This window comes from Polaromonas sp. (genome assembly GCF_036676035.1).
Classification (GTDB): Bacteria; Pseudomonadota; Gammaproteobacteria; order Burkholderiales; family Burkholderiaceae_C; genus Polaromonas.
On the sequence record NZ_JAKFDR010000010.1, the window covers coordinates 14,996 to 35,926 of the forward strand.

General features: G+C 60.0%; 22 protein-coding genes, 1 tRNA gene and 1 pseudogene. 13 read left to right on the forward strand and 11 right to left on the reverse strand.

Annotation, left to right across the window (positions count from 1 at the left end; all coding sequences use genetic code 11):
• Positions 1-29 precede the first annotated feature (29 nt).
• From V6M61_RS01930 to lptF, 5 genes are all read right to left on the reverse strand, one after another.
• Positions 30-431 (reverse strand): type II toxin-antitoxin system MqsA family antitoxin, encoded by a 402-nt coding sequence (locus tag V6M61_RS01930; RefSeq protein WP_332774870.1) that lies wholly within the window; start codon positions 429-431, stop codon positions 30-32.
• Between the two features lie 2 nt (positions 432-433).
• Positions 434-730 (reverse strand): type II toxin-antitoxin system MqsR family toxin, encoded by a 297-nt coding sequence (locus V6M61_RS01935; RefSeq protein WP_332774871.1) that lies wholly within the window; start codon positions 728-730, stop codon positions 434-436.
• Positions 731-851: 121 nt separating this feature from the next.
• Positions 852-1,211 carry a sirohydrochlorin chelatase gene (locus tag V6M61_RS01940; RefSeq protein WP_332774872.1) on the reverse strand — a complete coding sequence of 120 codons (360 nt, stop codon included), beginning with the start codon at positions 1,209-1,211 and terminating at the stop codon, positions 852-854.
• A 7-nt stretch (positions 1,212-1,218) separates the two neighbouring features.
• Positions 1,219-2,370: an LPS export ABC transporter permease LptG gene (gene lptG / locus V6M61_RS01945; protein ID WP_332774873.1), complete on the reverse strand. Its 1,152-nt coding sequence runs from the start codon at positions 2,368-2,370 to the stop codon at positions 1,219-1,221.
• On the reverse strand, positions 2,367-3,485 hold the full coding sequence (gene lptF / locus V6M61_RS01950; protein ID WP_332774874.1) for an LPS export ABC transporter permease LptF: 1,119 nt from the start codon (positions 3,483-3,485) through the stop codon (positions 2,367-2,369). The genes lptG and lptF overlap by 4 nt, the downstream gene beginning before the upstream one ends.
• A gap of 55 nt (positions 3,486-3,540) precedes the next feature.
• Here lptF and V6M61_RS01955 point away from each other — a divergent pair, with 55 nt between their 5' ends.
• The 9 genes from V6M61_RS01955 (at position 3,541) to V6M61_RS01995 (ending at position 9,953) form a co-directional block, all read left to right on the forward strand.
• Positions 3,541-5,043, forward strand: coding sequence for a leucyl aminopeptidase (locus V6M61_RS01955; RefSeq protein WP_332774875.1), 1,503 nt, complete (start codon positions 3,541-3,543; stop codon positions 5,041-5,043).
• A gap of 19 nt (positions 5,044-5,062) precedes the next feature.
• Positions 5,063-5,500, forward strand: a complete 438-nt coding sequence (locus tag V6M61_RS01960) for a DNA polymerase III subunit chi (protein WP_332774876.1) — start codon at positions 5,063-5,065, stop codon at positions 5,498-5,500.
• A gap of 112 nt (positions 5,501-5,612) precedes the next feature.
• Complete coding sequence (locus tag V6M61_RS01965; protein ID WP_332774877.1) at positions 5,613-5,927, forward strand: hypothetical protein; 315 nt, start codon at positions 5,613-5,615, stop codon at positions 5,925-5,927.
• Between the two features lie 213 nt (positions 5,928-6,140).
• A complete protein-coding gene (locus V6M61_RS01970) occupies positions 6,141-7,271 on the forward strand; it encodes a branched-chain amino acid ABC transporter substrate-binding protein (protein WP_332774878.1) in 1,131 nt (376 codons plus the stop codon).
• Between the two features lie 13 nt (positions 7,272-7,284).
• Positions 7,285-7,416, forward strand: coding sequence for a hypothetical protein (locus tag V6M61_RS01975; protein ID WP_332774879.1), 132 nt, complete (start codon positions 7,285-7,287; stop codon positions 7,414-7,416).
• A 114-nt stretch (positions 7,417-7,530) separates the two neighbouring features.
• A complete protein-coding gene (locus V6M61_RS01980) occupies positions 7,531-7,734 on the forward strand; it encodes a hypothetical protein (protein WP_332774880.1) in 204 nt (67 codons plus the stop codon).
• 1 nt (position 7,735) lies between these two features.
• Complete coding sequence (locus tag V6M61_RS01985; protein ID WP_332774881.1) at positions 7,736-8,764, forward strand: SDH family Clp fold serine proteinase; 1,029 nt, start codon at positions 7,736-7,738, stop codon at positions 8,762-8,764.
• A 390-nt stretch (positions 8,765-9,154) separates the two neighbouring features.
• Positions 9,155-9,469 carry a DUF4258 domain-containing protein gene (locus V6M61_RS01990; protein ID WP_332774882.1) on the forward strand — a complete coding sequence of 105 codons (315 nt, stop codon included), beginning with the start codon at positions 9,155-9,157 and terminating at the stop codon, positions 9,467-9,469.
• A 19-nt stretch (positions 9,470-9,488) separates the two neighbouring features.
• Positions 9,489-9,953 carry a transcriptional regulator gene (locus V6M61_RS01995; RefSeq protein WP_332774883.1) on the forward strand — a complete coding sequence of 155 codons (465 nt, stop codon included), beginning with the start codon at positions 9,489-9,491 and terminating at the stop codon, positions 9,951-9,953.
• Between the two features lie 151 nt (positions 9,954-10,104).
• Here the strand turns inward: V6M61_RS01995 and V6M61_RS02000 are convergent.
• The 4 genes from V6M61_RS02000 to V6M61_RS02015 all read right to left on the reverse strand — a co-directional run bounded on the left by V6M61_RS02000 (position 10,105) and on the right by V6M61_RS02015 (position 12,113).
• A tRNA-Ser gene (locus V6M61_RS02000) sits at positions 10,105-10,194 on the reverse strand.
• Between the two features lie 70 nt (positions 10,195-10,264).
• The gene (locus V6M61_RS02005; RefSeq protein WP_332774884.1) at positions 10,265-10,657 is read right to left on the reverse strand and encodes a DUF2237 family protein; all 393 of its coding nucleotides are present in this window, start codon (positions 10,655-10,657) and stop codon (positions 10,265-10,267) included.
• A gap of 4 nt (positions 10,658-10,661) precedes the next feature.
• Positions 10,662-11,573 carry an SPFH domain-containing protein gene (locus tag V6M61_RS02010; RefSeq protein WP_332774885.1) on the reverse strand — a complete coding sequence of 304 codons (912 nt, stop codon included), beginning with the start codon at positions 11,571-11,573 and terminating at the stop codon, positions 10,662-10,664.
• Positions 11,574-11,684: 111 nt separating this feature from the next.
• Entirely contained in the window at positions 11,685-12,113 is a 429-nt protein-coding gene (locus V6M61_RS02015; protein ID WP_332774886.1) for an NfeD family protein, read from the reverse strand.
• A 187-nt stretch (positions 12,114-12,300) separates the two neighbouring features.
• Here V6M61_RS02015 and V6M61_RS02020 point away from each other — a divergent pair, with 187 nt between their 5' ends.
• Both V6M61_RS02020 and V6M61_RS02025 read left to right on the forward strand, forming a co-directional pair.
• On the forward strand, positions 12,301-14,589 hold the full coding sequence (locus V6M61_RS02020) for an arginine/lysine/ornithine decarboxylase (protein WP_332774887.1): 2,289 nt from the start codon (positions 12,301-12,303) through the stop codon (positions 14,587-14,589).
• A 124-nt stretch (positions 14,590-14,713) separates the two neighbouring features.
• The gene (locus tag V6M61_RS02025; protein ID WP_332774888.1) at positions 14,714-15,454 is read left to right on the forward strand and encodes a GNAT family N-acetyltransferase; all 741 of its coding nucleotides are present in this window, start codon (positions 14,714-14,716) and stop codon (positions 15,452-15,454) included.
• A gap of 134 nt (positions 15,455-15,588) precedes the next feature.
• On the opposite strand, the gene V6M61_RS02030 is transcribed toward V6M61_RS02025, so the two are convergent.
• Together V6M61_RS02030 and fabI are read right to left on the reverse strand one after the other, a co-directional pair.
• Positions 15,589-17,088 (reverse strand): ankyrin repeat domain-containing protein, encoded by a 1,500-nt coding sequence (locus tag V6M61_RS02030; protein WP_332774889.1) that lies wholly within the window; start codon positions 17,086-17,088, stop codon positions 15,589-15,591.
• Positions 17,089-17,119: 31 nt separating this feature from the next.
• Positions 17,120-17,917: an enoyl-ACP reductase FabI gene (gene fabI, locus V6M61_RS02035; protein ID WP_332774993.1), complete on the reverse strand. Its 798-nt coding sequence runs from the start codon at positions 17,915-17,917 to the stop codon at positions 17,120-17,122.
• A 128-nt stretch (positions 17,918-18,045) separates the two neighbouring features.
• On the opposite strand from fabI, the pseudogene V6M61_RS02040 reads away from it, so the two are divergent.
• A pseudogene (locus tag V6M61_RS02040) lies at positions 18,046-19,857 on the forward strand (extracellular solute-binding protein).
• Between the two features lie 8 nt (positions 19,858-19,865).
• Positions 19,866-20,894, forward strand: coding sequence for a microcin C ABC transporter permease YejB (locus V6M61_RS02045; RefSeq protein ID WP_332774890.1), 1,029 nt, complete (start codon positions 19,866-19,868; stop codon positions 20,892-20,894).
• Positions 20,895-20,931: the final 37 nt, after the last annotated feature.

The window sequence follows — 20,931 nt, forward strand, 5'->3', positions numbered from 1 at the left end:
GCCTTCACCCAAGGGGATGGTTGCGCCCTTTATGCGGTCCTGACTTCATTCAACAGTTCGGGGTGACGGTCAAGCACCTTGAGCAACTTCACCAGTGCCAGAGGCGGCTTGGTTCTACCGTTCTCGTAACGCGAGAAGGCATTAACCCCACCGCCGAAAATTTCCGCAGCTTCCCGCTGGTCAAGCGCAAGCTTGTTTCGAACGCTGACAATGAACGCTGGATCAACAATCGATGCATTCACCTGCTTGTTGAACTCCAGCATTGCCGCGCTGGCGCGTGTCGATTCGGCCATATCGAGAACAACTTCACCACAGGCCGGGCAAAAGTCGCCGATCACTGCCGGAATCACGGTCGATTCACCTTTGTAGGTGTACGGCATGTCGCGGGTGTCATGCACCAGTTCTGCCGCTGCGCAAGATGGGCATTTCATGTTCATAGCTCCTTGAAAGACACGATGAGCACCTCATCAATGACAGTGAGTTTCAGGTAAACCTCTCCGGCTGGCGTGGCGGGCCGGTACACATCCTGCCAAACCTGGTGATCGGCGTGTGTCGTCATGCTTTTGTAGAAGTCTGCAGTCGTTAAATCCATGATGACGCCGACGATTCCTGCAAAGTTGAACCCCAACTCGGCACCGCCAGCCAGGGCCGACACAGTTGAGCGCACCTTTCCTGCTTCGATCAGTGCCTTGACGACTGACAATTTGCAGTGAGGCGTGCCTTTTTCCACGAAAGAATTTTAACCTAGTTGGTTATATTTGGCAAGTTGGTTAATAAGCCTGATATGCCGGTAGAGGGAAAGTCACGATAACCGTGTCAACTTGCACGGAAAGAACGATCACCCCAAGTGATTAGGACAGCGCAATCTCCGCCATCAGGGCCGTCAGTCGGGGGTGCTCCCCGGCGGTCGGCAGGAGTTCAACCGCGATGCCGGGGTGCTCGGCGCGGATTTGCTCTATCAAGCGCGGGAAATCTTCCCGGGCATGTTTACCTACCCCCAAAAATAGCGGGAAAGCCCTTATTTTTTGTGCGCCTGCAGCTATCAAATTAGTAGCGGCTTGGGGCAGGGTGGGCGTGCCAAGCTCCAGGTAGGCGCAGCACACCAGGGCCACCGGGTCGCGTGCGCGAATCTGCGCGGCCACAGCCTCGATCGGCTGCTGCCACTGCGGGTCACGCGAGCCGTGTGCAAACAGGATGATGCCGGTTTTCATGCTTGCGCTAGCGCCGCAACACCAGCCAGCCAAAAGCCCCCAGCGAGACCAGCATGTACAAGATGCCGGGCGTTGCCGCCGCCAGCCAGGGCTGCCAGTTTTGCAGGTTGCCAATGTAGCCAAACACATTGTTGAGCAGGAAGAAGCTGATGCCGATCATCACGCCGCTAAATACATAGGCGGCAATGCCCCCGGCGCGAAAGTGCAGGTAGGCAAAAGGCAGTGCCAGCATGACCATGACCAGGCAGCTCAAGGGGTAAAACACCTTTTTCCAGAATTCGATTTCATAGCGCTGGGCGGTCTGGCTGTTGGCGTTGAGGTGCCGGATGTACTTGAACAGGTCGACCGTGCTCATGCGCTCGGGCTTGAGCAAGGCCACCGATACCATTTCTGCGCTGATTCCGGTGGGCCAGCGATAGACTTCAAGCACGCTGCGGCTGACCCGGGCCGTCTCCCGCTTCCCGTTCTGGCCGGTGGGGGCAGTACTGGCCTGAACCTCGAATTCGGAGCGCGATGCATTGCTCAAAATCCATGAGTCATCGGCTAAAAACCGGGCCACCGGTGCTTCCGTGATGGAGACCACCAGGCCTTTGTTGTCAAACTCAAAAACCCGCACGCCCTGCATTTCGTTCTCGGAGTTCAGGGCTTTGACGTTGGCGACATAGGTGTTGTAGGGCTGTTTTTCCTTGAGCCAGGCGCCTGTCTGGCCCACCGTGATGCGGCCCTGGTAGCGGGCCTTGAGCAGTTGCCCGGCCCGGTCGGCGGCAGGCGCCAGGTAGTCGCCCACGGCAAAGCTTAAGGCCACAAAAAACGCCCCCAGGCCCAGCAGCAGTTGCAGCGCCCGCCAGGGGCCCAGCCCGCTGGTGCGCAAAATGGTGTATTCAGAGCTTTGCGCCAGCCGCGCCATGACAAAAATGGTGCCGATCAGGACCGAGATGGGCAAGAGCTCATACAAATGGCTGGGGACCTGCAGGGCCACGTACAGCAGCGCATGCTTGATCTGGTAGACATCGTCACCGCCCGTCAGGCCATTGTTTTTGCCCAGGTATTGCAGCTCGTCGACCAGGTCAAAAAAGGAAAACAGGGCCAGGAAACCCGCCGCGACCAGCGCGATGGAGAGCGCCACTTCTCCATAAACAAGGCGTCGAATGGTTTTCATGGCCGTGCCCCGGTTTGGGCGGGTGTTGCCCGGCGTGGACGCAGGGCGGCTTTGAGCGTCCAGTTGGAATGCCGCTTGGCCAGCCAGAGCAGGCCCAGCAGCAAGGCGCCGCCATGCAAGACCAGCAGCAGGTTGCCAAAGCCGATGAGCCCTTGGGAAATCCAGTTTTGCCCGAGGTTGAGCAGGTTGTTGTAGACCACAAAGGCGAACAGCACAAAAATCAGGTTGCTGCTTCGCCCGGCGCGCGGGTTCACACTGGCCAGTGCAACGGCCAGCACCACAAAATTGACGGCGGCCAATGCCAGGCCGATGCGCCAGGCCAGTTCGCTAAGGTGGCTGCGCGTTGGTGACTTGAGCAGCGTCCGCGTGGATTTTGACTTGGGCTCCTGTGCGTCGCCATTGAGCTCTGTGGCGCTGCCGGCTTTGCTGCCGTATTCCTCGAAGTCGCTGATCTTGAGCGCTGACTTGCCGATCACGGCTTCCAGCCGCTGGCCGGCCTCCAGCATCAGCATCTGGGCGTCGCCCTGGGTTTCAATGCGTCCGGAGCGGGCGGTGGTGATGGCGCTTTTGCCTTTTTCGGTCGAGGCAATGAAAACGTTGTTGCTGGCCTTGGGGCCTGCGGTTTCGCGGTCAATGAAGAACACGCGGTTGCCGCTGGCGGACTCCTGGAACTGGCCGGGTGCAATGCGCTCCAGGTCACCGCGTTTTTCATAGCGGGTTTTCATCTCCAGCGTCTGCTGGTTGGACCAGGGCCAGACAAACAGCGACATCAGGGTAATGACCAGCAGCACCGGCCAGGCAAAGCGGAACAGGGGGCCGAGAAACCCGGCCAGGCCACGCCCGCTGCTGAACCAGACCACCATTTCGCTGTCGCGGTACATGCGCGACAGCGTGCTGACCATCGCAATGAACAGGGACAGGGTCAAAATGGTGGGCAGCCGGCCCAATGCGGCATAGGCCATGATCAGCATCACATCCTGCGGGCTGATGAAGCCGCGCGAGGCCTGGCCCAGGGTGCGGATCAGGACGATGGTCATCACGATGGTGATCAGCACCACCAGCGTTGCCCCGAAACTGCGGGCCAACTCTTTGCGAATCGAAGATTGGAATAACATTGCCTGGCTATTTGTTTCTGCTTTATTTTTGTTTTTACCTGCAAGACCTTCAATTATGAACTTTGAACTCAAGACATTGACCCGTGCCCGTGTTTGCACCGAAAAATGCGATGCACTGGTGGTTCTGATACCCCAGGACTTCAGTGGCGGCAACGACGCAGTGTCCCAACTGGCCAGACAGGCCCTGGAGGCCGGGGATTTTGAAGGTAAACCGGGCAAGCTGCTCAGTGCGTACCGCGTGGCGGGCATTGCGGCCACGCGTGTGCTGCTGACTGGGGTGGGTGACGGCAGCGCCAAAAACGTGCGAACGGCCGTGGCAGCGGCCATGGGGGCGCTGAAATCGAGCAATGCGCAGCAGGCGTTGGTGTGCCTGAGCACCCTGAGTGAGCCCGGCGAAGATGTGGCCAAAGCGACGGTGCTGGCCTGCAGCGACGCTACCTACACTTATACAAACACCAAATCCAAGCCGGCCCCCCGCAAACTGCAGCGGGTGGTGCTGGGTGCGTCTGCGCTGGCGCCGCTCAAGGCCGGGTTTGAGATCGCGGCAGGACTGGTCAAGGGGCAGGAACTGGCCAGGGAATGGGGCAACCGGCCGGCCAACCATGCCACGCCCACGCTGCTGGCCGGCGCCGCCAAGGCCTTGGGCAAGCTGCCCAAAATCAAGGCCGAAATTCTCGGCCCCAAGGAAGTTGCCAAGCTGGGCATGGGCGCCTTTGCGGCGGTGGCCAAGGGGTCTGAGGAGCCCTTGCGGTTTATCGTGCTGCGCTATGACGGCGCGCCCAAGGCCGTGGCGCCCATTGTGCTGGTCGGCAAGGGCATCACCTTTGACACCGGCGGGGTTTCCATCAAGCCGGCAGCGGAGATGGACGAAATGAAGTTCGACATGTGCGGCGCGGCCAGTGTGCTGGGCACCTTCCGGGCGCTGGCCGAGCTGCAGCCCGCACTCAATGTGGTGGGCCTGATTCCCGCCTGCGAAAACATGCCCGATGGCCGCGCCATCAAGCCCGGCGATGTGGTGACCAGCATGAGCGGGCAAACCATAGAAATTCTCAATACCGACGCCGAAGGCCGGCTGGTGCTGTGTGATGCCTTGACCTACGCGGAACGCTTAAAGCCGAAGGCGGTGATCGATATCGCCACGCTGACCGGCGCCTGCGTGGTGGCCCTGGGTGGTGTGCGCAGCGGCCTGTTTTCAAGTGACGATGGCCTGGCGCAGGCGCTGGCACAGGCCGGAGAGTCGTCACTCGACCTGTGCTGGCGACTGCCATTGGACGAAGACTATGCCGATGGCCTGAAAACCAATTTTGCCGATGTCGCCAATGTGGCGGGCCGGGCCGGCGGCGCCATCACCGCGGCGAAGTTCCTCCAGCGTTTTGCCGACAAGTTTCCCTGGGCGCATCTGGACATTGCTGGAACGGCGTGGAAGGGCGGCGCCGCCAAAGGGGCCACCGGGCGCCCGGTGCCTTTGCTGGTGGAGTATCTGCTGGGCCAGGCCGGCAAAGCAGGCGCAAAAACCGGAACAAAGGCCAGGGGCAGCAAGGCCAAGGCGTCTTCCTGAAACAAAAAAGCGCCCGGACATGACCGAAATAGCCTTTCATTTCAACGTGCCTGACAAGCTGGCCTACAGCTGCCGTCTGTTGCGCAAGGCCTACATCAGCGGGGCGCAGGTGGTGGTCACGGCCGAGCCCCAGACGCTGGCCCGGCTGGACCAACTGCTCTGGACTTTTTCTCCGCTGGAGTTTGTGCCGCATTGCCAGGCTGGCGCCGACGCTGCCACGATGGCCGCATCGCCCTTGTTGCTGCTGGAGTCTCTCCAGGATTGCAGCCGCCATGAGGTGCTGGTGAATCTGGGGGCGCAAGTTCCTGAAGGTTTTGAGCGCTTTGAGCGCTGTATTGAAGTGGTCACAGGGGAAAACGATGACCGTGCGAGCGCGCGCAGCCGCTGGAAGCACTATGCCGACCGGGGTTACGCCATGAAACGGCATGACCTGGCCAGCACCGGAGACAATGCATGAGCCGCCGGGCCGCTCCCAAGGCGACAACGAAGTTGCGGCGAAGACTCACAACTGCGCGAAGCGCTTGTGACGTCGTAGCCAATACCGCAGCGCGTAGCGCGGAACTTACCCAATGAACCATTCGACCGTACCGCCGCGTTTTGTACCGACTTTGACTGAAGTGGTGCAGGCGCTTCCACAGCCCACTGCGGCCCGACCCGCAGGGGCGGCCGTACCGCCGGGCCAGCTTGAAGCGCAGATCCTGCAGCGCGTCATGCAGCGTGTGGACCTCGTCCTCGAACGGCGGCTCCGGGAGACGGTGGGCCAGCTGATTTTGGAGCACACCCAGACCCTGGCGCCCCGGCTTCGCGAGGAAATCGAGCAGGTGGTGCGCGAGTCGGTCAGCCAGGCTTTGGCGCCTGAAACCGCCCCGGACCCGAGGGCCTGATTTCGGGCCGGCAAGGTTTATACACCGCCAAAAAACCTTTTCGCGACAGCCCGGCCTGCATAAGGAAATGTATCCACCGGGTAAACCCCCTTATCGGGAATAACCTAGGGACGTTGCTATGGTGCGGGTCCGAAAATTGCGATATGTTCGCCCCGTTGAGCAAAAAAGAATAGTTTGTTCTCAACTTTTAGGTAATTTCCAAATGGAGTTTTTATGCAAATGAAATTGAAATTGACAGTTGCAGCTGCGATGGCCACATTGGCCGGTTTTGCAGCAGCGCAGGACATGGTCGTCAAAATCGGCCACGTCGCTCCCGTGTCGGGCGCACAAGCCCACTACGGCAAGGACAACGAAAACGGCGTCCGCATGGCCATTGAAGATCTGAACGCGCAAAACGTGGTCATCGGCGGCAAAAAGGTCAAATTTGAAATCGTTGCCGAAGATGATGCGGCTGATCCAAAACAGGGCACCGCTGCCGCACAAAAATTGTGCGACTCCAAAGTGGCAGGCGTTGTGGGCCACCTGAACTCAGGCACCACCATCCCCGCTTCCAAGGTTTACAACGATTGCGGCATCCCCCACGTGACGGGCGCTGCGACCAACCCCAACCTGACCAAGCCAGGCTACAAAACCACCTACCGCATCATTGCCAACGACAACGCCCTGGGCGCTGGCCTGGCGTTTTATGCCGCTGACGCACTGAAGCTGAAAAAAGTCGCCATCATCGACGACCGTTCGGCCTACGGCCAGGGTGTGGCTGAAGTGTTCAAGAAAACCGCCCTGCAAAAAGGCATGACGGTTGTTGACGAGCAGTTCACCACCGACAAAGCCACCGACTTCATGGCCATCCTGACCGCTATCAAGGCCAAAAACCCTGACGCGATCTTCTTCGGCGGCATGGACCCCCAAGCCGGCCCGATGCTGCGCCAGATGGAGCAACTCGGCCTGTCCAACGTCAAGTACTTCGGCGGTGACGGCATCTGCACCTCTGAAATCGCCAAACTGGCTGCTGGTGCCAAGACGCTGGGCAACGTGGTTTGCGCTGAAGGCGGCGCTTCGCTGGAAAAGATGCCCGGCGGCAAGGCCTGGAAGGCCCGTTACGACGCCAAGTACCCTGGTCAGTTCCAGGTTTACAGCCCGTACACTTATGACGCGACCTTCGTTCTGGTCGACGCCATGAAGCGTGCCAAGTCGGCCGATCCAAAGGTCTACACCCCCGAGTTGATCAAGACCAACTACAAAGGCGTGACCACCACGATCGCGTTTGAGCCCAATGGCGAGCTGAAGAACCCCGCCATCACCTTGTATGTCTACAAAGACGGCAAGAAATCACCTCTGAACTAATCCGTTCACAGGCATGAAAAAAGCCACCGCAAGGTGGCTTTTTTCTTTTCTTCTTTGTTCTGCTGACTTTGGATGTCGTCAGCCTATCTATGGCGAAACGGGCGGCCTCTTAACGATTTCACAGTTTATTGATGTTGGCACATGAAAACTGCCCAAATCTGGCTCAAAATGTATTCATAACGATAAAACTTGGCGCTGTTTGCGGATTGCTGATGGTCAGCGGTTTGCGAAACGGTCGCCAGCGACCCGGAGCGGCGCCATGGTCCAAACCCAATCCAGTACAGAATTTGATCTGATGTTCGCAAAAGCTATGGAACAGCCAGGCATTCAACAAATTATTGAGACGCTTGAGATTAGTCGCCGTGCCTCTGTGGTGATGGATCAGATGCGCCCAGTGGCGAGCGTTCGTTACACGACAACGACTTCTGCCGTAACCCCAGAAGCGTTCCTGGCATCCGTCTGAGATGCCTTCCTGGAGTGCAATCGCTGCCGAGATAGACGACCTACGAAAATACAACGCTCAGAATGCGTTTGATTCTGTAAGGCGTAAATACTTGGTTGCAGCTCGACAAAAAACGGGCCGTGCCGTTATTTTGTACGCCACGAAGTGGAGTACTCCTGATCCCAATGTGCCGCCCGAGATGCTGTCGATTCATGATGGTGACCTCCAAGGTCTCATGGAGGTATTTCACGGCGTTCAAGAAAAAGAACTAGACCTGATTATCCATAGCCCTGGCGGCCAAATTGATGCTGCCGATGCGATGGTGAGCTACCTGCGTAGCAAATTTACCCATATTCGCGCGATAGTTCCAAATGCCGCAATGTCCGCTGCCGGCATGATTGCATGCGCAGCGGATCGTATCGTCATGGGCAAGCACTCTTTCTTAGGCCCTGCCGATCCTCAATTTACTTTACCGACAACTCTCGGTGGTCACCGGCAGGTGGCTGTTCAGTCAATCATTGAGCAGTTTGAACGGGCAAAGAAGGAATGCATGAACGATCCGCGTGCACTTGCAGTGTGGGCGCCCATTCTTACTCAATATGGGCCGGATCTGATTGTGCAGGCCGAGCGGGCCTCCCTGTTGTCCAACACTCTTGTTGATAAATGGCTTCGGGAGAACATGTTCAAAGCCGATCCAGATGGTCCGCAGAAGGCTGCGAAAGCGGCTACTTGGCTATCGAGCCACGAAAATTTCAATAGCCACGGTCGGCATCTGGATCGCGATTCACTGCGTGCTCAGGGTTTGGTCGTCGACTCGTTAGAGGACGATGAGGAAGAGCAGGATATCTTTCTAAGCATCTTCCACGCGGCTACGTTGACGATGATGGGTACCGGTGCCGCCAAGATCATTGAAAACCATCTGGGCAAGGCGTACATCAATCAGGTTCAAACAATTTTGGTACAGCAACCGCCACAACAAGCACAGCCCGCTCCCTCGCGCCAGTATTTGCAGCCACCGCAAAAGAATCGAGGGCCAAACAGGAGGCGCTAACTCCGCTGGCGATCGCCCGAATCATCGGCACACACCGCGCCCTGCCACGGGAGCGCGCATGGGGCCCTGCAAGGGCTACGTGATCGACCACGTTAAGCCTTTAGCCTGCGGCGGCGCCGATGCGGCCGAAAATATGCAGTGGCAGACCATTGCAGAGGGCAAGGCGAAGGACAAGTGGGAGCGGAAGGTATGTGAGAAGTGGCTGGGAATATATCCAGCAACTATCAATTCAAGAGCACGGGACCAAGATCCGGTAGTACCTCCGGGTTTGTCGGCATCTTGGGAAGGTAAATCCCTGATAACGTGCACCAATACCCAAATTCTTACAAGGATTAGGGAAATTTGTCATACGGAATCAAGTCTGTGACGTTATAGTAGGGCATACTTTTTATGGGTTACGCTGTTTTCGGGAAGCTCTCGAAGTCGCAGATTCAGAAGCATATCCGGACCATCGCCAAGGATTCGTCGAAAGTTTTCCTTGTCCCGCACACCAAAGCGCGGATGAAGGAACGCAAAGTGACGATCCATGAGGTGTACGAAATCCTTCGATGCGGCTTGATTCGCAGAACTCCCGAACCGAACCCGTCAAAAGGAAGTCTGGAGTGCCGCATGGAGTTGTATGTTGCCGGCCGCAATTGTGCTGCGGTAGTGGCGCTCGATGACGACAACCCAGACTTGCTGGTTGTGACAGTGATGTTGATTTAATTTAAAAACGGAGAGTCTGATGTACCACTACACCGAAAGCGGGCTTAACAACGTTTGGCTGGAAAACGGCTTTAACGTTGTCGACACGCCATACGGCAAGGCGGTGTCAATTGATGATGCAGATGGCCTGCATGAACTGCTGGCTATCGATTTGGCCAATAAAACTGGCCGGCTGACCGGGAAAGAGTTTCGCTTCCTGCGCACAATGCTGTGCCTGTCTCAGCAGAACTTTGCCGCCATGCTCGGCCTAACGGAACAGGCGGCAAGCCTGTGGGAGCGGACTGGCAAAGTGCCAAAATCCGCCGATGCCACGATGCGCATGCTGATCCTGGAGAAGCTCAAGGGCGACGGCAAGATGAGTGAAGTCATCAACAGAATAAACACCGTGGACCGCCTGGTTAACCAGCAGATCGTTGCGACCGAGCGCAACCACAAATGGCGTTCGAAAGCTCGGGTCGAAAAGCCGGAGATGATCGCCGCCTAAGCCCCTCCCCACACCAGCCCGCCTCGAGCGGGCTTTTTTTTGTCGCCTGGCCGCCACGGGTAATAGAACGCCAAGGCCAATCCGTGATTGTGGGCATTTATGTGGGAACAGAAAGCAAAACGGGGCGCTAGGCCCCGTGTTTACTTATTTCTGGCGGAAAGGGCGGGATTCGAACCCGCGGTGAGTTTTACCCCACGCACGCTTTCCAGGCGTGTGACTTAAACCGCTCATCCACCTTTCCGCGAAGCCTTCGATTGTAGCAGTGACTAAGCCGGTTTCTGCTTCAATGCGTCCGATGCTTGGGGCGGTGCTTAATGCAGGGCACCCTGAAAGCGGTGTTTTTCCAGTTGCGCGAGAGTGACAAACTCCAGCGCCTTCCAGTGGGTGGACTCCATGATGACCGGTGGCGCGGCACCGGCTTCCAGCGCTTCGCGCCAGCGGTTGGCACACAAGCACCAGCGGTCACCGGCCTTCAGGCCGGCAAACCGGTACTGCGGGCGAGGGGTGGTGAGGTCGTTGCCGCGTGCGCTGGAGAATTCGAGAAAGCTCTGGGTGACGCGCACGCAAATCAGGTGCGAGCCCAGATCGGACTCATCCGTGTTGCAGCAGCCATCCCGGAAATAACCGGTGAGCGGATCGTAAGAGCAGGGCACCAGCTCCGTGCCCAGGACGTTGCGGGCCGTATCAGGCATGTGTTCAGGCATGGGCTCAGGCTTTTTGGGTCTGAACCATCTTCATGGCCGAGGAAATCAGCGTGCCCACCTCGGTCATGTTGCTGGGCACGATCAGGGTGGTACTGGCGTCTGCGGCCACCTTGCTATAGGCTTCCACGGCTTTTTCAGCGACCTTGAGCTGCACGGCCTGTTCGCCGCCGGGCTGGCGGATGGCCGCGGCAATGCGCTCAATGGCCTGCCCCGTGGCTTCGGCCACAGCCGTGATGGCGCCGGCCTCACCCTGGGCGTTGTTGATGGCCGCCTGCTTTTCACCTTCTGAACGTGCAATAAAGGCCTCACGCTCGCCGGTCGCGATGTTGATCTGCTCCTGCCGGCGGCCTTCCGAGGCGGCAATCAGTGCGCGCTTTTCACGCTCGGCGGTGATTTGCGACTGCATGGCGTGCAGGATTTCCTTCGGGGGCGTCAAATCCTTGATCTCGTAGCGAAGCACCTTGACGCCCCAGTTGAGGGCGGCCTCGTCAATCGCGGCGACCACCTGGGCATTGATGATGTCGCGTTCTTCAAAGGTTTTGTCGAGCTCGAGCTTGCCGATGACGCTGCGCAGCGAGGTCTGGGCCAGTTGCGTGACGGCCACGATGTAGTTGGATGAGCCGTAGCTGGCGCGCATGGGGTCGGTCACCTGGAAATACAAGATGCCGTCCACCTGCAGCTGGGTGTTGTCGCGGGTGATACAGACTTGGCTGGGCACGTCGAGCGGAATTTCCTTGAGGCTGTGCTTGTAGGCCACCCTGTCAACGAAGGGCACCAGAAAATTGAGGCCTGGCGTCAGCGCGGCGTGGTACTTGCCCAGGCGCTCCACCACCCAGGCGTTTTGCTGGGGCACGACCTTGATGCTGCGCACGATAAAAATGCCAGCCACCACAAGAATAATGAGCGCAAGTTCCATTGATTTCTCCAGTCGGGAACGGTTTAAAAGTCAGGTAAAAAATCGGGAAAGATCAGAAACGATCAGTTCAGGCCCCTTTAGGCGGCCCTGGCCTGAGGGGGGGCTGGGGAATTACATTTTTTCCAGTATCAGGCGGTTGCCCTGCATTTCCTTGATTCGGAAATTGCCGCCTTCAGGCTGGGCTGCCCCATTGGCGAGTACGGCGGTCCAGTTGGCGCCACGAAACTTCACGGTGGTCGTGCCGTCGGCATTCCATTGGGCGACCTGCACCGGCTCGCCGATGTCCAGGTTGACATCACGGTTGGTGCTGGCGGGCTCACGCGGTGGCGCCTTGCTGTGCTGCCAGTGCCAGGCGGCCACGGCGCCCCCACCCACGAGCGCGGCCACCACGATTTGGCCGATGGCGGCCAGACCCAGGTGCGCCGCCAGGGCGCCGGCGGCCAGGCCCAGGGCAACCATCAGCAGGTAAAACGTGCCCGTGATCAGCTCTACCGCCACGGCGGCCGCTGCCAGCAACCACCAGAGGGTTGATTCGCCCATGCTTGACTCCTTTTTGTAGGTCTTGTGCGACATTTTGAGGCAAATAGACCATACCGCAGAATGTTGCCGCTTTATTTCCGTACACTTCGCAGTCTTGAACCGTTCGGGCTGAACCTGTCTATGCCCATTTGAGCGTTTTTGCATGCCCTCCGACAGGTTCGGGGCCCCTCCATAGCTGTGTACCGCCATGAAATTCCGCTTTCCCATCGTCATCATTGACGAAGACTTCCGCTCCGAGAACACGTCGGGTTTGGGCATCCGCGCCTTGGCACAGGCCATCGAGTCCGAAGGTTTCGAGGTTCTGGGGGTCACGAGCTATGGTGATTTGTCGCAGTTTGCCCAGCAGCAAAGCCGCGCCAGCGCCTTCATTTTGTCGATTGACGATGAAGAGTTCACGCCCGGCCCCGATCTGGACCCGGCCGTCTTGAACCTGCGCAACTTCATCGAAGAAGTGCGCCGCAAGAACCTGGACGTGCCGATATATGTGTACGGCGAGACCAAGACCTCGCGCCACATCCCCAACGACATCCTGCGCGAACTGCACGGCTTCATCCACATGTTCGAGGACACGCCCGAGTTTGTGGCGCGCCACATCATCCGCGAGGCCAAAAGCTACCTCGAAGGCGTGCAGCCGCCGTTTTTCAAGGCCTTGCTCGACTACGCCGAAGACGGCTCGTTTTCATGGCACTGCCCGGGCCATTCGGGCGGGGTCGCCTTCCTGAAAAGCCCGGTCGGGCAGATGTTTCACCAGTTTTTTGGCGAAAACATGTTGCGGGCCGACGTCTGCAACGCCGTGGAAGAGTTGGGCCAGTTGCTGGACCACACCGGCCCGGTGGCGGCCAGCGAGCGCAATGCGGCGCGCATCTTCAATGCCGACCACTGCTTTTTCGTGACCAACGGCACCAGCACCAGCAACAAGATGGTCTGGCACCACACGGTGGCGCCCGGCGACGTGGTGGTGGTGGACCGCAACTGCCACAAGTCCATCCTGCACGCCATCATCATGACGGGTGCGATCCCGGTGTTTTTGAAGCCCACGCGCAACCATTTCGGCATCATTGGCCCGATTCCGCAGAGCGAATTCGAGCCCGAAGCCATCCGAGCCAAGATCAAGGCCAACCCCCTGCTCAAGGGCGTGGACGCCAAAAAGGTCAAGCCGCGCGTGTTGACGCTCACGCAGTCGACCTATGACGGCGTGCTCTACAACACCGAAACCATCAAGGGCATGCTCGACGGCTATGTCGACAACCTGCACTTTGACGAGGCCTGGCTGCCGCATGCGGCCTTCCATCCGTTTTATGGCAGCTATCACGCCATGGGCAAGAACCGCATCCGGCCGAAAAATGCGGTGGTGTATGCCACGCAGTCGATTCACAAGCTGCTGGCCGGCATCAGCCAGGCCAGCCATGTGCTGGTGCAGGACTCGCAAAACGTCAAGCTTGACAGGCACCTCTTCAATGAGGCCTACCTGATGCACACCTCGACCTCACCGCAGTACAGCATCATTGCCAGCTGCGACGTAGCCGCCGCCATGATGGAGCCACCCGGCGGCACGGCGCTGGTCGAAGAAAGCATCGCCGAGGCGCTGGACTTTCGCCGGGCCATGCGCAAGATCGACGACGAATACGGCAGCGACTGGTGGTTCAAGGTCTGGGGGCCGGACAAACTCGTGGAAGAGGGCATTGGGGAGGCCAAGGACTGGATCATCAAGGGTGAGTCGCGCAGCGCCAAGACGGCGAAGAATGGCGCCAACAACTGGCATGGCTTTGGCCAGATGGCGACCGGTTTCAACATGCTCGATCCGATCAAGTCGACCATCGTCACGCCCGGCCTGGACCTCAATGGCAAGTTTGCCAAAACCGGCATTCCCGCCAGCATCGTGACCAAGTTTTTGGCCGAGCACGGCGTGATTGTTGAAAAGACCGGGCTCTACAGCTTCTTCATCATGTTCACCATCGGCATCACCAAGGGCCGCTGGAACACGCTGCTGACGGCGCTGCAGCAATTCAAGGACGATTACGACAAGAACCAGCCGATGTGGCGCATCCTGCCCGAGTTCTGCCAGAAGTTTCCGAAATACGAGCATATGGGCTTGGCCGATTTGTGCCAGCATATTCATGCGCTTTATGCCAAGTACGACATCGCGCGGCTGACTACCGAGGTTTATTTGAGCGATCTGGCACCCGCGATGAAGCCCAGCGACGCCTACGCCCACATCGCTCACCGCACCACCGAGCGCGTGGAAATTGACCACCTGGAAGGGCGCATCACCGTCGGCCTGGTCACGCCATACCCGCCCGGCATTCCGCTGCTGATTCCCGGCGAGGTCTTCAACAGGAAGATCGTGGACTACCTCAAGTTCTCACGCGAATTCAACGCACAGTGCCCCGGCTTCGAGACCGACATCCACGGCCTGGTGGAAGAGGCCGATGCCGATGGCAAGGTGCGTTACTACGCCGATTGCGTGAAGAAATAAGGCCTGCCGGTTTGTGGTTTGCTTGTGAGTGTTTTTGGCTGAGGGCTTGCAAGGCATGCCTGATGTTGGCTGCCCAAACTTCGCATCATTCGTTCTGGCGCCCTCAAACAACTTCACTGAAACCATGACCTCCAGCGATATTGAAAACATAGAACGGGCAACGATTGCCGCCGTGTCACCCGAAGCCCTTGAGGAGCTGGAAGGCTGGCTTTTGCCCTTCGACAAAGGGACGGTCGGTCGAGCCAGGAGCGCCGTGCCACTTCAGCACACAGCGACCGATGACGCCGTGATCGGCCGGATTGAGGCGCGCTATGAGGCACGCGGCCTGCCGCCAGTCTTTCGCATCGCGACCGAGCCGTGTTTCGACCTCTTGCGGCGAGCGCTGATACGGCGAGGCTACCAAACGGAGCGTCCCGTGCTGGTGCAAGTGGCGTTGGCCAAAGCCATGCGCCAGGTCTCCACGCAAACGCCCGCCGAAACCGCCAGTTCACCTGACGAGGCATGGGCGGCCCTGTTCCTGGGTGAGGGCTTCGACCCTGTTGACGGCGCCAGCCGCGTCAAGACATTGAGCCGGGCGCGTGATTCGCTCTATGCCAGTGTTCGCGAGAACGGAAGAACCGTGGCCGCAGGCGCTGCGGCCTTTGGCCATGGATGGTCCAGCGTGCACGGTATGCGCACCGACCAGGCTTACCGGGGCCGGGGGCTGGCCGGACGCGTCCTGGCTGGGCTGGCCGACGCTGCGATACACAAAGGGATGGCACGCACCTTCCTGCAGGTGGAAGACGGCAATGCGTCGGCCTTGGCGCTCTACAGGCGGGCAGGGTTCGAAACGGCCTGGTGCTATGAATATTGGCGCCGGGCTTGATGGACTCAAACCCGGGCAAGGCGGGTAGCCCCGCGCATCAAAGCCATTTTGGCCTCCAGCCCAGCAGTGATGGGTGCAAGGTGCTATCAATATAGTAGCTTACTGAGCAGCCAAGCCCAGAGGAGTTGCAGCGTTCAGCCGCAGCTTGCACGTTTGACGGCATCTCCGTTTTGGGGCGAGGTATCGAGCCGTGCAGAGTCAAGGCCAGCCCGACACAAGTAGTCCGAGGCCCGGCCTTGGCGGAAGAACATCGCATAGTCAGCGGCGGTTTTGCCCAGCTTGTCCACGGCGTCAAGCCGCGCGTCCATCATGCGCAAAAGCTCCATCATCTCGATGCTGCCGTTCTCGGCGGCCATCATGAGAGGGGTTTCGCCGCGGCGCGCTGCCACCGACACGTTGGGGTCGGCGCCGCCGGCAAGCAGCAAGCGCGCCAGTTCGACGTTGTTTTTCTTCACGGCGTGGTGCAAGGCGTTGTACCAGCCGTTGATCTGTTTGTCCGGGTCGCTGCCGGACTCCAACAGGCGGCGCACCGCCTGGATTTCACCGTGGTAAGCCGCCAGCGACAAGGCAGTGTAGGCCGGGCCGGTATTCAGGTCGCGCGCCACGCCTTGCTCCGCCAACTCCAGCGCGACGTCGCCAAACCCGCCCACAGCGGCCGCGTTGTAGGGCGTGAAGCCCTTGGCATCAGCCTGGTCCTTGCGCGCGCCCAGCATCAACAGCTCCCGCACCATGTCGGCGTCGCCATTGCCTGCGGCATAGATCAGCGCCGTTTCTCGCTGCTCGCCGCTGGTGCCATTGACGTCGACACCTGCCCGCACCAGCGGCCGCAAGGCTTGCGGCACGCGCTCGGCAATGGCGAGATCCAGCCAACTGGCTTCAGCCAGAGGCGAGGTGGCGGCTTCCCGCCGCCCCCAGGGACTGCTCAGCCGCGCGGCGACGGCAGTGACGCAACTGGCGGAAATGGCGTCGTACAGGCGCATCGCCTGCATGCACGGGTCCGGGGCCCGTGCCTGTGCATGCGCTGCCCTGGCCAGAAACCACGCAGGGCTGTAGCGGACGATGCCAAATTGCGAACCATCCCGTACGGTGCAGCGCGCCTCGATGGCGAGCCGTTGCGCCCATGGCCGCTGGCCCGGATCGGTGTTGACCTCAAAAGACCAGGTGTTGCGCGCGATGAGCGGCTGTTGCGGCGGGCGCTGCAAGTTGACGGTTTGCCACCCCGACCAGTGTCCTGCCGGCTTGTCGACCGAGCGCTCGTCATAAGGGCCATCCGGGCTAAGCCCAACGCGCACCTGCTGGATGTCGCGGCAGTCAAACCAGACATTGCGCTCGCGGGCATGGGTGATCTCGCTGAGCGTGACGTGCAGGCGGCCCTCCTGCCACATGACGGTGCCGCGAGCACCCAAGCGGGCAAACGCCGGGTAGTTGTTGATGTGCGGCAGGTCCAGCGGCGCTTTGAAGGAAATGCCTGCCGGCCAGTCGTAACGTGCCGAGAGGGCGGGATCTTTCCGGAAGTGGGCCGTCCAGGAATCCAGCCACGCGCATTGTCCAGGCCACCACCCGACGCAGGCCCCAGTTGCCGCCGCCAGGGCGACGCCTGCAATCAGCAGCGCGGCCGTGGCCCGCTTCAGCATTGGCCGACGGTCTTGCACCGGTTGTCGAAAATCACTCGCCGCCGGCCGGCTCGGCGATGCCGCCCACCACGTGGCTGAAGCCGCCGTCCACATAGGTGATTTCGGCGCTGACGCCGGCCGCCAGGTCGCTCAGCAGGAAGGCGGCGACGTTGCCGACGTCGTCAATCGTCACGTTGCGGCGGATCGGCGAGGCTTCGGCCACTACGCTGAGAATCTTGCCAAAGCCCTTGATGCCGCTGGCGGCCAGGGTCTTGATCGGGCCGGCGCTGATGCCGTTGACGCGCATGCCCTTGGGGCCCAGCGATTCGGCCAGGTAGCGCACCGAGGCCTCCAGGCTGGCCTTGGCCAGGCCCATGGTGTTGTAGTTGGGCACGGTGCGCACCGCGCCCAGGTAGGTCAGGGTCAGCAGGGCGGACTTGTCGTTGAGGTAAGGCAGGGCGGCCTTGGCCATGGCCGGAAAGCTGTAGGCACTGATGTCGTGGGCGATCTTGAAGCCTTCGCGGCTCAAACCTTCAAGAAAATCACCGGCAATCGCTTCGCGTGGCGCGTAGCCAATGCTGTGCACAAAGCCGTCAAAGGTTGGCCAGGTTTTGGACAGGTCGGTAAACAGTTTCTCGATCTGCGCGTCGTCGCCCACGTCGCAGTCAAAAATCAGGCTGGAGCCGAAGTCGGCGGCAAATTCGGTGATGCGGTCCTTGAAGCGCTCGCCGACGTAGCTGAAAGCCAGCTCGGCGCCTTGTGCGTGGCAGGCCTTGGCAATGCCGTAGGCAATGGAACGGTTGGACAATACGCCCGTGATCAGCAGTTTTTTGCCAGCGAGGAATCCGATGTTTGTGCCCATGCTTGTGCTCCGTGATATGCAGATTGAGTGCAGGTTGACCGGCAAAAAATAGTGAGGCCCTTGCGGCCGCGGGATTTTTACCGGCTTAAGTGATGCAGAATTGTCGCATGCGAAGAATGCTGGTCTGGTTGGCGCGATATGGCACGTTATGCAGCGCGTTGTGGGGGGCGTCACCCGTCTGGGCCACCCATGGCTACGCGTTATGGGGCGACCTCAAATACCCGGCCGGCTTTGCCCATTTCGATTACGTCAACCCGCAGGCTCCCAAGGGCGGCGAACTGCGGCTGGTGAGCAACCTGCGGGTCTCCACCTTTGACAAATACAACCCGTTCACCATCAAGGGCAGTGCGCCGGCTTACCTGGCCGGGCTGATGTTTGACTCGCTGCTGATCGGCTCGCTGGACGAAACCGGCTCGGGCTACGGGCTGCTGGCCTAGCAGGTGGAGGTGGCCGCAGACGGCTTGAGCGCGACCTTTCATCTGCGCAAGGAAGCACGCTTTCATGACGGCCTGCCGGTCCTGGCTGCCGACGTCAAGTACAGCTATGACATGCTGATGGGCCCCTACACTTCGCCGGGCTACAAAACCGCGCTGGAAGACGTGGCCGGACTGGACGTGGTGGATCAGCGCACGGTGCGCTTTCGCTTCAAAAAGCCCAACCGCGAGCTGCCATTGACGGTGGGCGGCTTGCCGGTTTTCAGCCGTGCCTGGGGCGCCGTCAACGGCAAGCCCAAGCCCTTTGACCAGATCGTGACCGACATTCCCATCGGCAGCGGCCCCTACAAGATAGGCCCCGTGCGTTTTGGCAAGGACATTACCTATGTGCGCGACCCCAACTACTGGGCCAAGGACCTGAATGTGCGGCGCGGCAGCGCCAACTTTGACCGCATGACCGTCAAGATCTACCGCGACAACACGGCCCGGCTCGAAGCGCTCAAGGCCGGCGAGTTTGACCTGATGCGTTTTTTTTCAGCGGGCGACTGGGCGCGCCGCGTCAATGGCAAGCGCTTTGAGGCGGGCGAGCTGGTCAAGGGCGAGTTCAGGCACCGGCTGCCATCGGGTTTCCAGAGCTTCGTGCTCAACTCGCGCAAGGACAAGCTCAAGGACCCGCGCGTGCGCCAGGCTCTGGGCCTCGCGCTCGACTACGAGTGGATGAACCGGCAGATGTTCTACGGCTCCTACCAGCGAGTCAATGGCCTGTTCGGCAACACCGACTGCGCTGCCAGCGGCACGCCCGGCCCCGAGGAACTGGCCCTGCTGGAGCCGTGGCGCGGCAAAATTCCAGATAGCACGTTTGGCCCCATGACGGTGCCTCCCCGGACCGACGGCGATTCGTCGCTACGCGCCAACCTGCGCAAGGCGCGCGAGCTGCTGAAGCTGGCCGGCTGGGAAGTGCGGGGCGGCGCGCTGCGCAATGCCAAGGGCGAACCCATGGTGCTCGAATACCTGGACAGCAACGAAGGCAGCGCGCGCGTCGTCTCACCCTGGATGCGAGCGCTGGAAAAGCTCGGCATCAAACTGACCTTTCGCCAGGTGGACTTTGCGCTCTATCAGCAGCGCCTGGACCAGTTCGATTTCGAGATCATTTCATTGGCCTACCAGGGCACGCACAACCCGGGCCAGGAGTTTGCCGACATGTTTGGCAGCAAGGCCGCCAAAACCGAAAACTCAGGCAATTTCCCCGGCGTCAGCAGTCCGGCCGTTGATGCACTGATTACCAGAATGACAGCGGCCAAAACCAAGGCCGAGCTGCTACCGGCCTGCCGGGCGCTGGAGCGCGTGATCAGCCACAGCCATTACCTGATCCCCGAGTGGGCGGCCGGGACGCACCGCATGGTGTTCAATGACAAACGCCTGGCGCGGCCCGCCGTCACGCCACCGTATTCCCAGGGCGAGACCTGGGCCATGGACACCTGGTGGGCTAAATAATCATCTCCATGTTCACTTACATCCTCAAACGCCTGCTGCTGATGATTCCCACGCTGTTGGGTGTGTTGCTCATCACCTTTTGCGTGATCCAGTTTGTGCCCGGTGGCCCGGTCGAGCAGTACCTGGCCGAGGCCAAGGCCGGCAGCGGCACGGGCGCGGAGGGTGGCGGCCTGAGCTACCGCGGCTCGCAGGGGGTGGACCCCAAACGCATTGAGCAGATCAAGGCGCTTTACGGCTTTGACAAACCGGCCCACGAACGCTTTGGGCAGATGCTGGGCCAGTTCGCGCGCTTCGACCTCGGCAAAAGCTTTTTCCAGAACAAGAGCGTGTCGTCGCTGATCTGGGAAAAACTGCCGGTGTCCATCAGCCTGGGCCTGTGGACTTTTTTCATCAGCTATGGGGTGGCGGTGCCGCTGGGCGTGGCCAAGGCGGTGCGCGCCGGCTCGCGCTTTGACCTGGTCACCACGCTGCTGGTGCTGGTGGGCTACGCGATCCCGGGTTTTGTGCTCGGTGTGGCGCTGCTGGTGATTTTTGGCGGCCAGCTCGAATGGTTTCCGCTGCGCGGGCTGACCTCCAGCGGCTGGGACGAACTCAGCTGGGGCGGCAAGGTGGTGGACTACCTTTGGCACATCGCCTTGCCCGTCACCGCCATGGTGCTGGGCAGCTTTGCCGTTACGGCCATGCTGACCAAGAACGCCTTTCTGGAGGAAATCCGCAAGCAGTATGTGGTGACGGCGCGCGCCAAGGGACTGTCCGAGCGGCAGGTGCTGTGGAAACATGTGTTTCGCAACGCGCTGATCCCCATCATCACCGGCTTTCCGGCGGCGTTCATCGGCTCGTTTTTTGCGGGCTCGTTGCTGATCGAAACCCTGTTTTCGCTCGATGGGCTGGGGCTTTTGAGTTATGAGAGCGTGATCCGGCGCGACTACCCGGTGGTGCTGGGAACGCTGTACCTGTTCACCCTGATCGGCCTGGTGACCAAGCTGATTTCAGATTTGTCCTATGTGTGGGTGGATCCTCGTGTCAAGTTCGATTGATAGTGCAGAAGCAAAGCAATTTTCCGACGGGCCGCCC

What these genes read in the sequence shown, in the direction of transcription:
- V6M61_RS01960 (WP_332774876.1), top strand. Translation starts at nt 5,063, where the DNA reads ATGACCGAAATAGCCTTTCATTTCAACGTGCCTGACAAGCTGGCCTAC.
- lptF (WP_332774874.1), bottom strand. Translation starts at nt 3,485, where the DNA reads ATGTTATTCCAATCTTCGATTCGCAAAGAGTTGGCCCGCAGTTTCGGG.
- V6M61_RS01955 (WP_332774875.1), top strand. Translation starts at nt 3,541, where the DNA reads ATGAACTTTGAACTCAAGACATTGACCCGTGCCCGTGTTTGCACCGAA.
- V6M61_RS02045 (WP_332774890.1), top strand. Translation starts at nt 19,866, where the DNA reads ATGTTCACTTACATCCTCAAACGCCTGCTGCTGATGATTCCCACGCTG.
- V6M61_RS02030 (WP_332774889.1), bottom strand. Translation starts at nt 17,088, where the DNA reads ATGCTGAAGCGGGCCACGGCCGCGCTGCTGATTGCAGGCGTCGCCCTG.
- V6M61_RS02010 (WP_332774885.1), bottom strand. Translation starts at nt 11,573, where the DNA reads ATGGAACTTGCGCTCATTATTCTTGTGGTGGCTGGCATTTTTATCGTG.
- V6M61_RS02015 (WP_332774886.1), bottom strand. Translation starts at nt 12,113, where the DNA reads ATGGGCGAATCAACCCTCTGGTGGTTGCTGGCAGCGGCCGCCGTGGCG.
- V6M61_RS01980 (WP_332774880.1), top strand. Translation starts at nt 7,531, where the DNA reads ATGGTCCAAACCCAATCCAGTACAGAATTTGATCTGATGTTCGCAAAA.
- V6M61_RS01985 (WP_332774881.1), top strand. Translation starts at nt 7,736, where the DNA reads ATGCCTTCCTGGAGTGCAATCGCTGCCGAGATAGACGACCTACGAAAA.
- V6M61_RS01990 (WP_332774882.1), top strand. Translation starts at nt 9,155, where the DNA reads ATGGGTTACGCTGTTTTCGGGAAGCTCTCGAAGTCGCAGATTCAGAAG.
- V6M61_RS02020 (WP_332774887.1), top strand. Translation starts at nt 12,301, where the DNA reads ATGAAATTCCGCTTTCCCATCGTCATCATTGACGAAGACTTCCGCTCC.
- V6M61_RS01930 (WP_332774870.1), bottom strand. Translation starts at nt 431, where the DNA reads ATGAAATGCCCATCTTGCGCAGCGGCAGAACTGGTGCATGACACCCGC.
- V6M61_RS01995 (WP_332774883.1), top strand. Translation starts at nt 9,489, where the DNA reads ATGTACCACTACACCGAAAGCGGGCTTAACAACGTTTGGCTGGAAAAC.
- lptG (WP_332774873.1), bottom strand. Translation starts at nt 2,370, where the DNA reads ATGAAAACCATTCGACGCCTTGTTTATGGAGAAGTGGCGCTCTCCATC.
- V6M61_RS01975 (WP_332774879.1), top strand. Translation starts at nt 7,285, where the DNA reads ATGAAAAAAGCCACCGCAAGGTGGCTTTTTTCTTTTCTTCTTTGTTCT.
- V6M61_RS01940 (WP_332774872.1), bottom strand. Translation starts at nt 1,211, where the DNA reads ATGAAAACCGGCATCATCCTGTTTGCACACGGCTCGCGTGACCCGCAG.
- V6M61_RS02025 (WP_332774888.1), top strand. Translation starts at nt 14,714, where the DNA reads ATGACCTCCAGCGATATTGAAAACATAGAACGGGCAACGATTGCCGCC.
- V6M61_RS02005 (WP_332774884.1), bottom strand. Translation starts at nt 10,657, where the DNA reads ATGCCTGAACACATGCCTGATACGGCCCGCAACGTCCTGGGCACGGAG.
- V6M61_RS01965 (WP_332774877.1), top strand. Translation starts at nt 5,613, where the DNA reads ATGAACCATTCGACCGTACCGCCGCGTTTTGTACCGACTTTGACTGAA.
- V6M61_RS01970 (WP_332774878.1), top strand. Translation starts at nt 6,141, where the DNA reads ATGCAAATGAAATTGAAATTGACAGTTGCAGCTGCGATGGCCACATTG.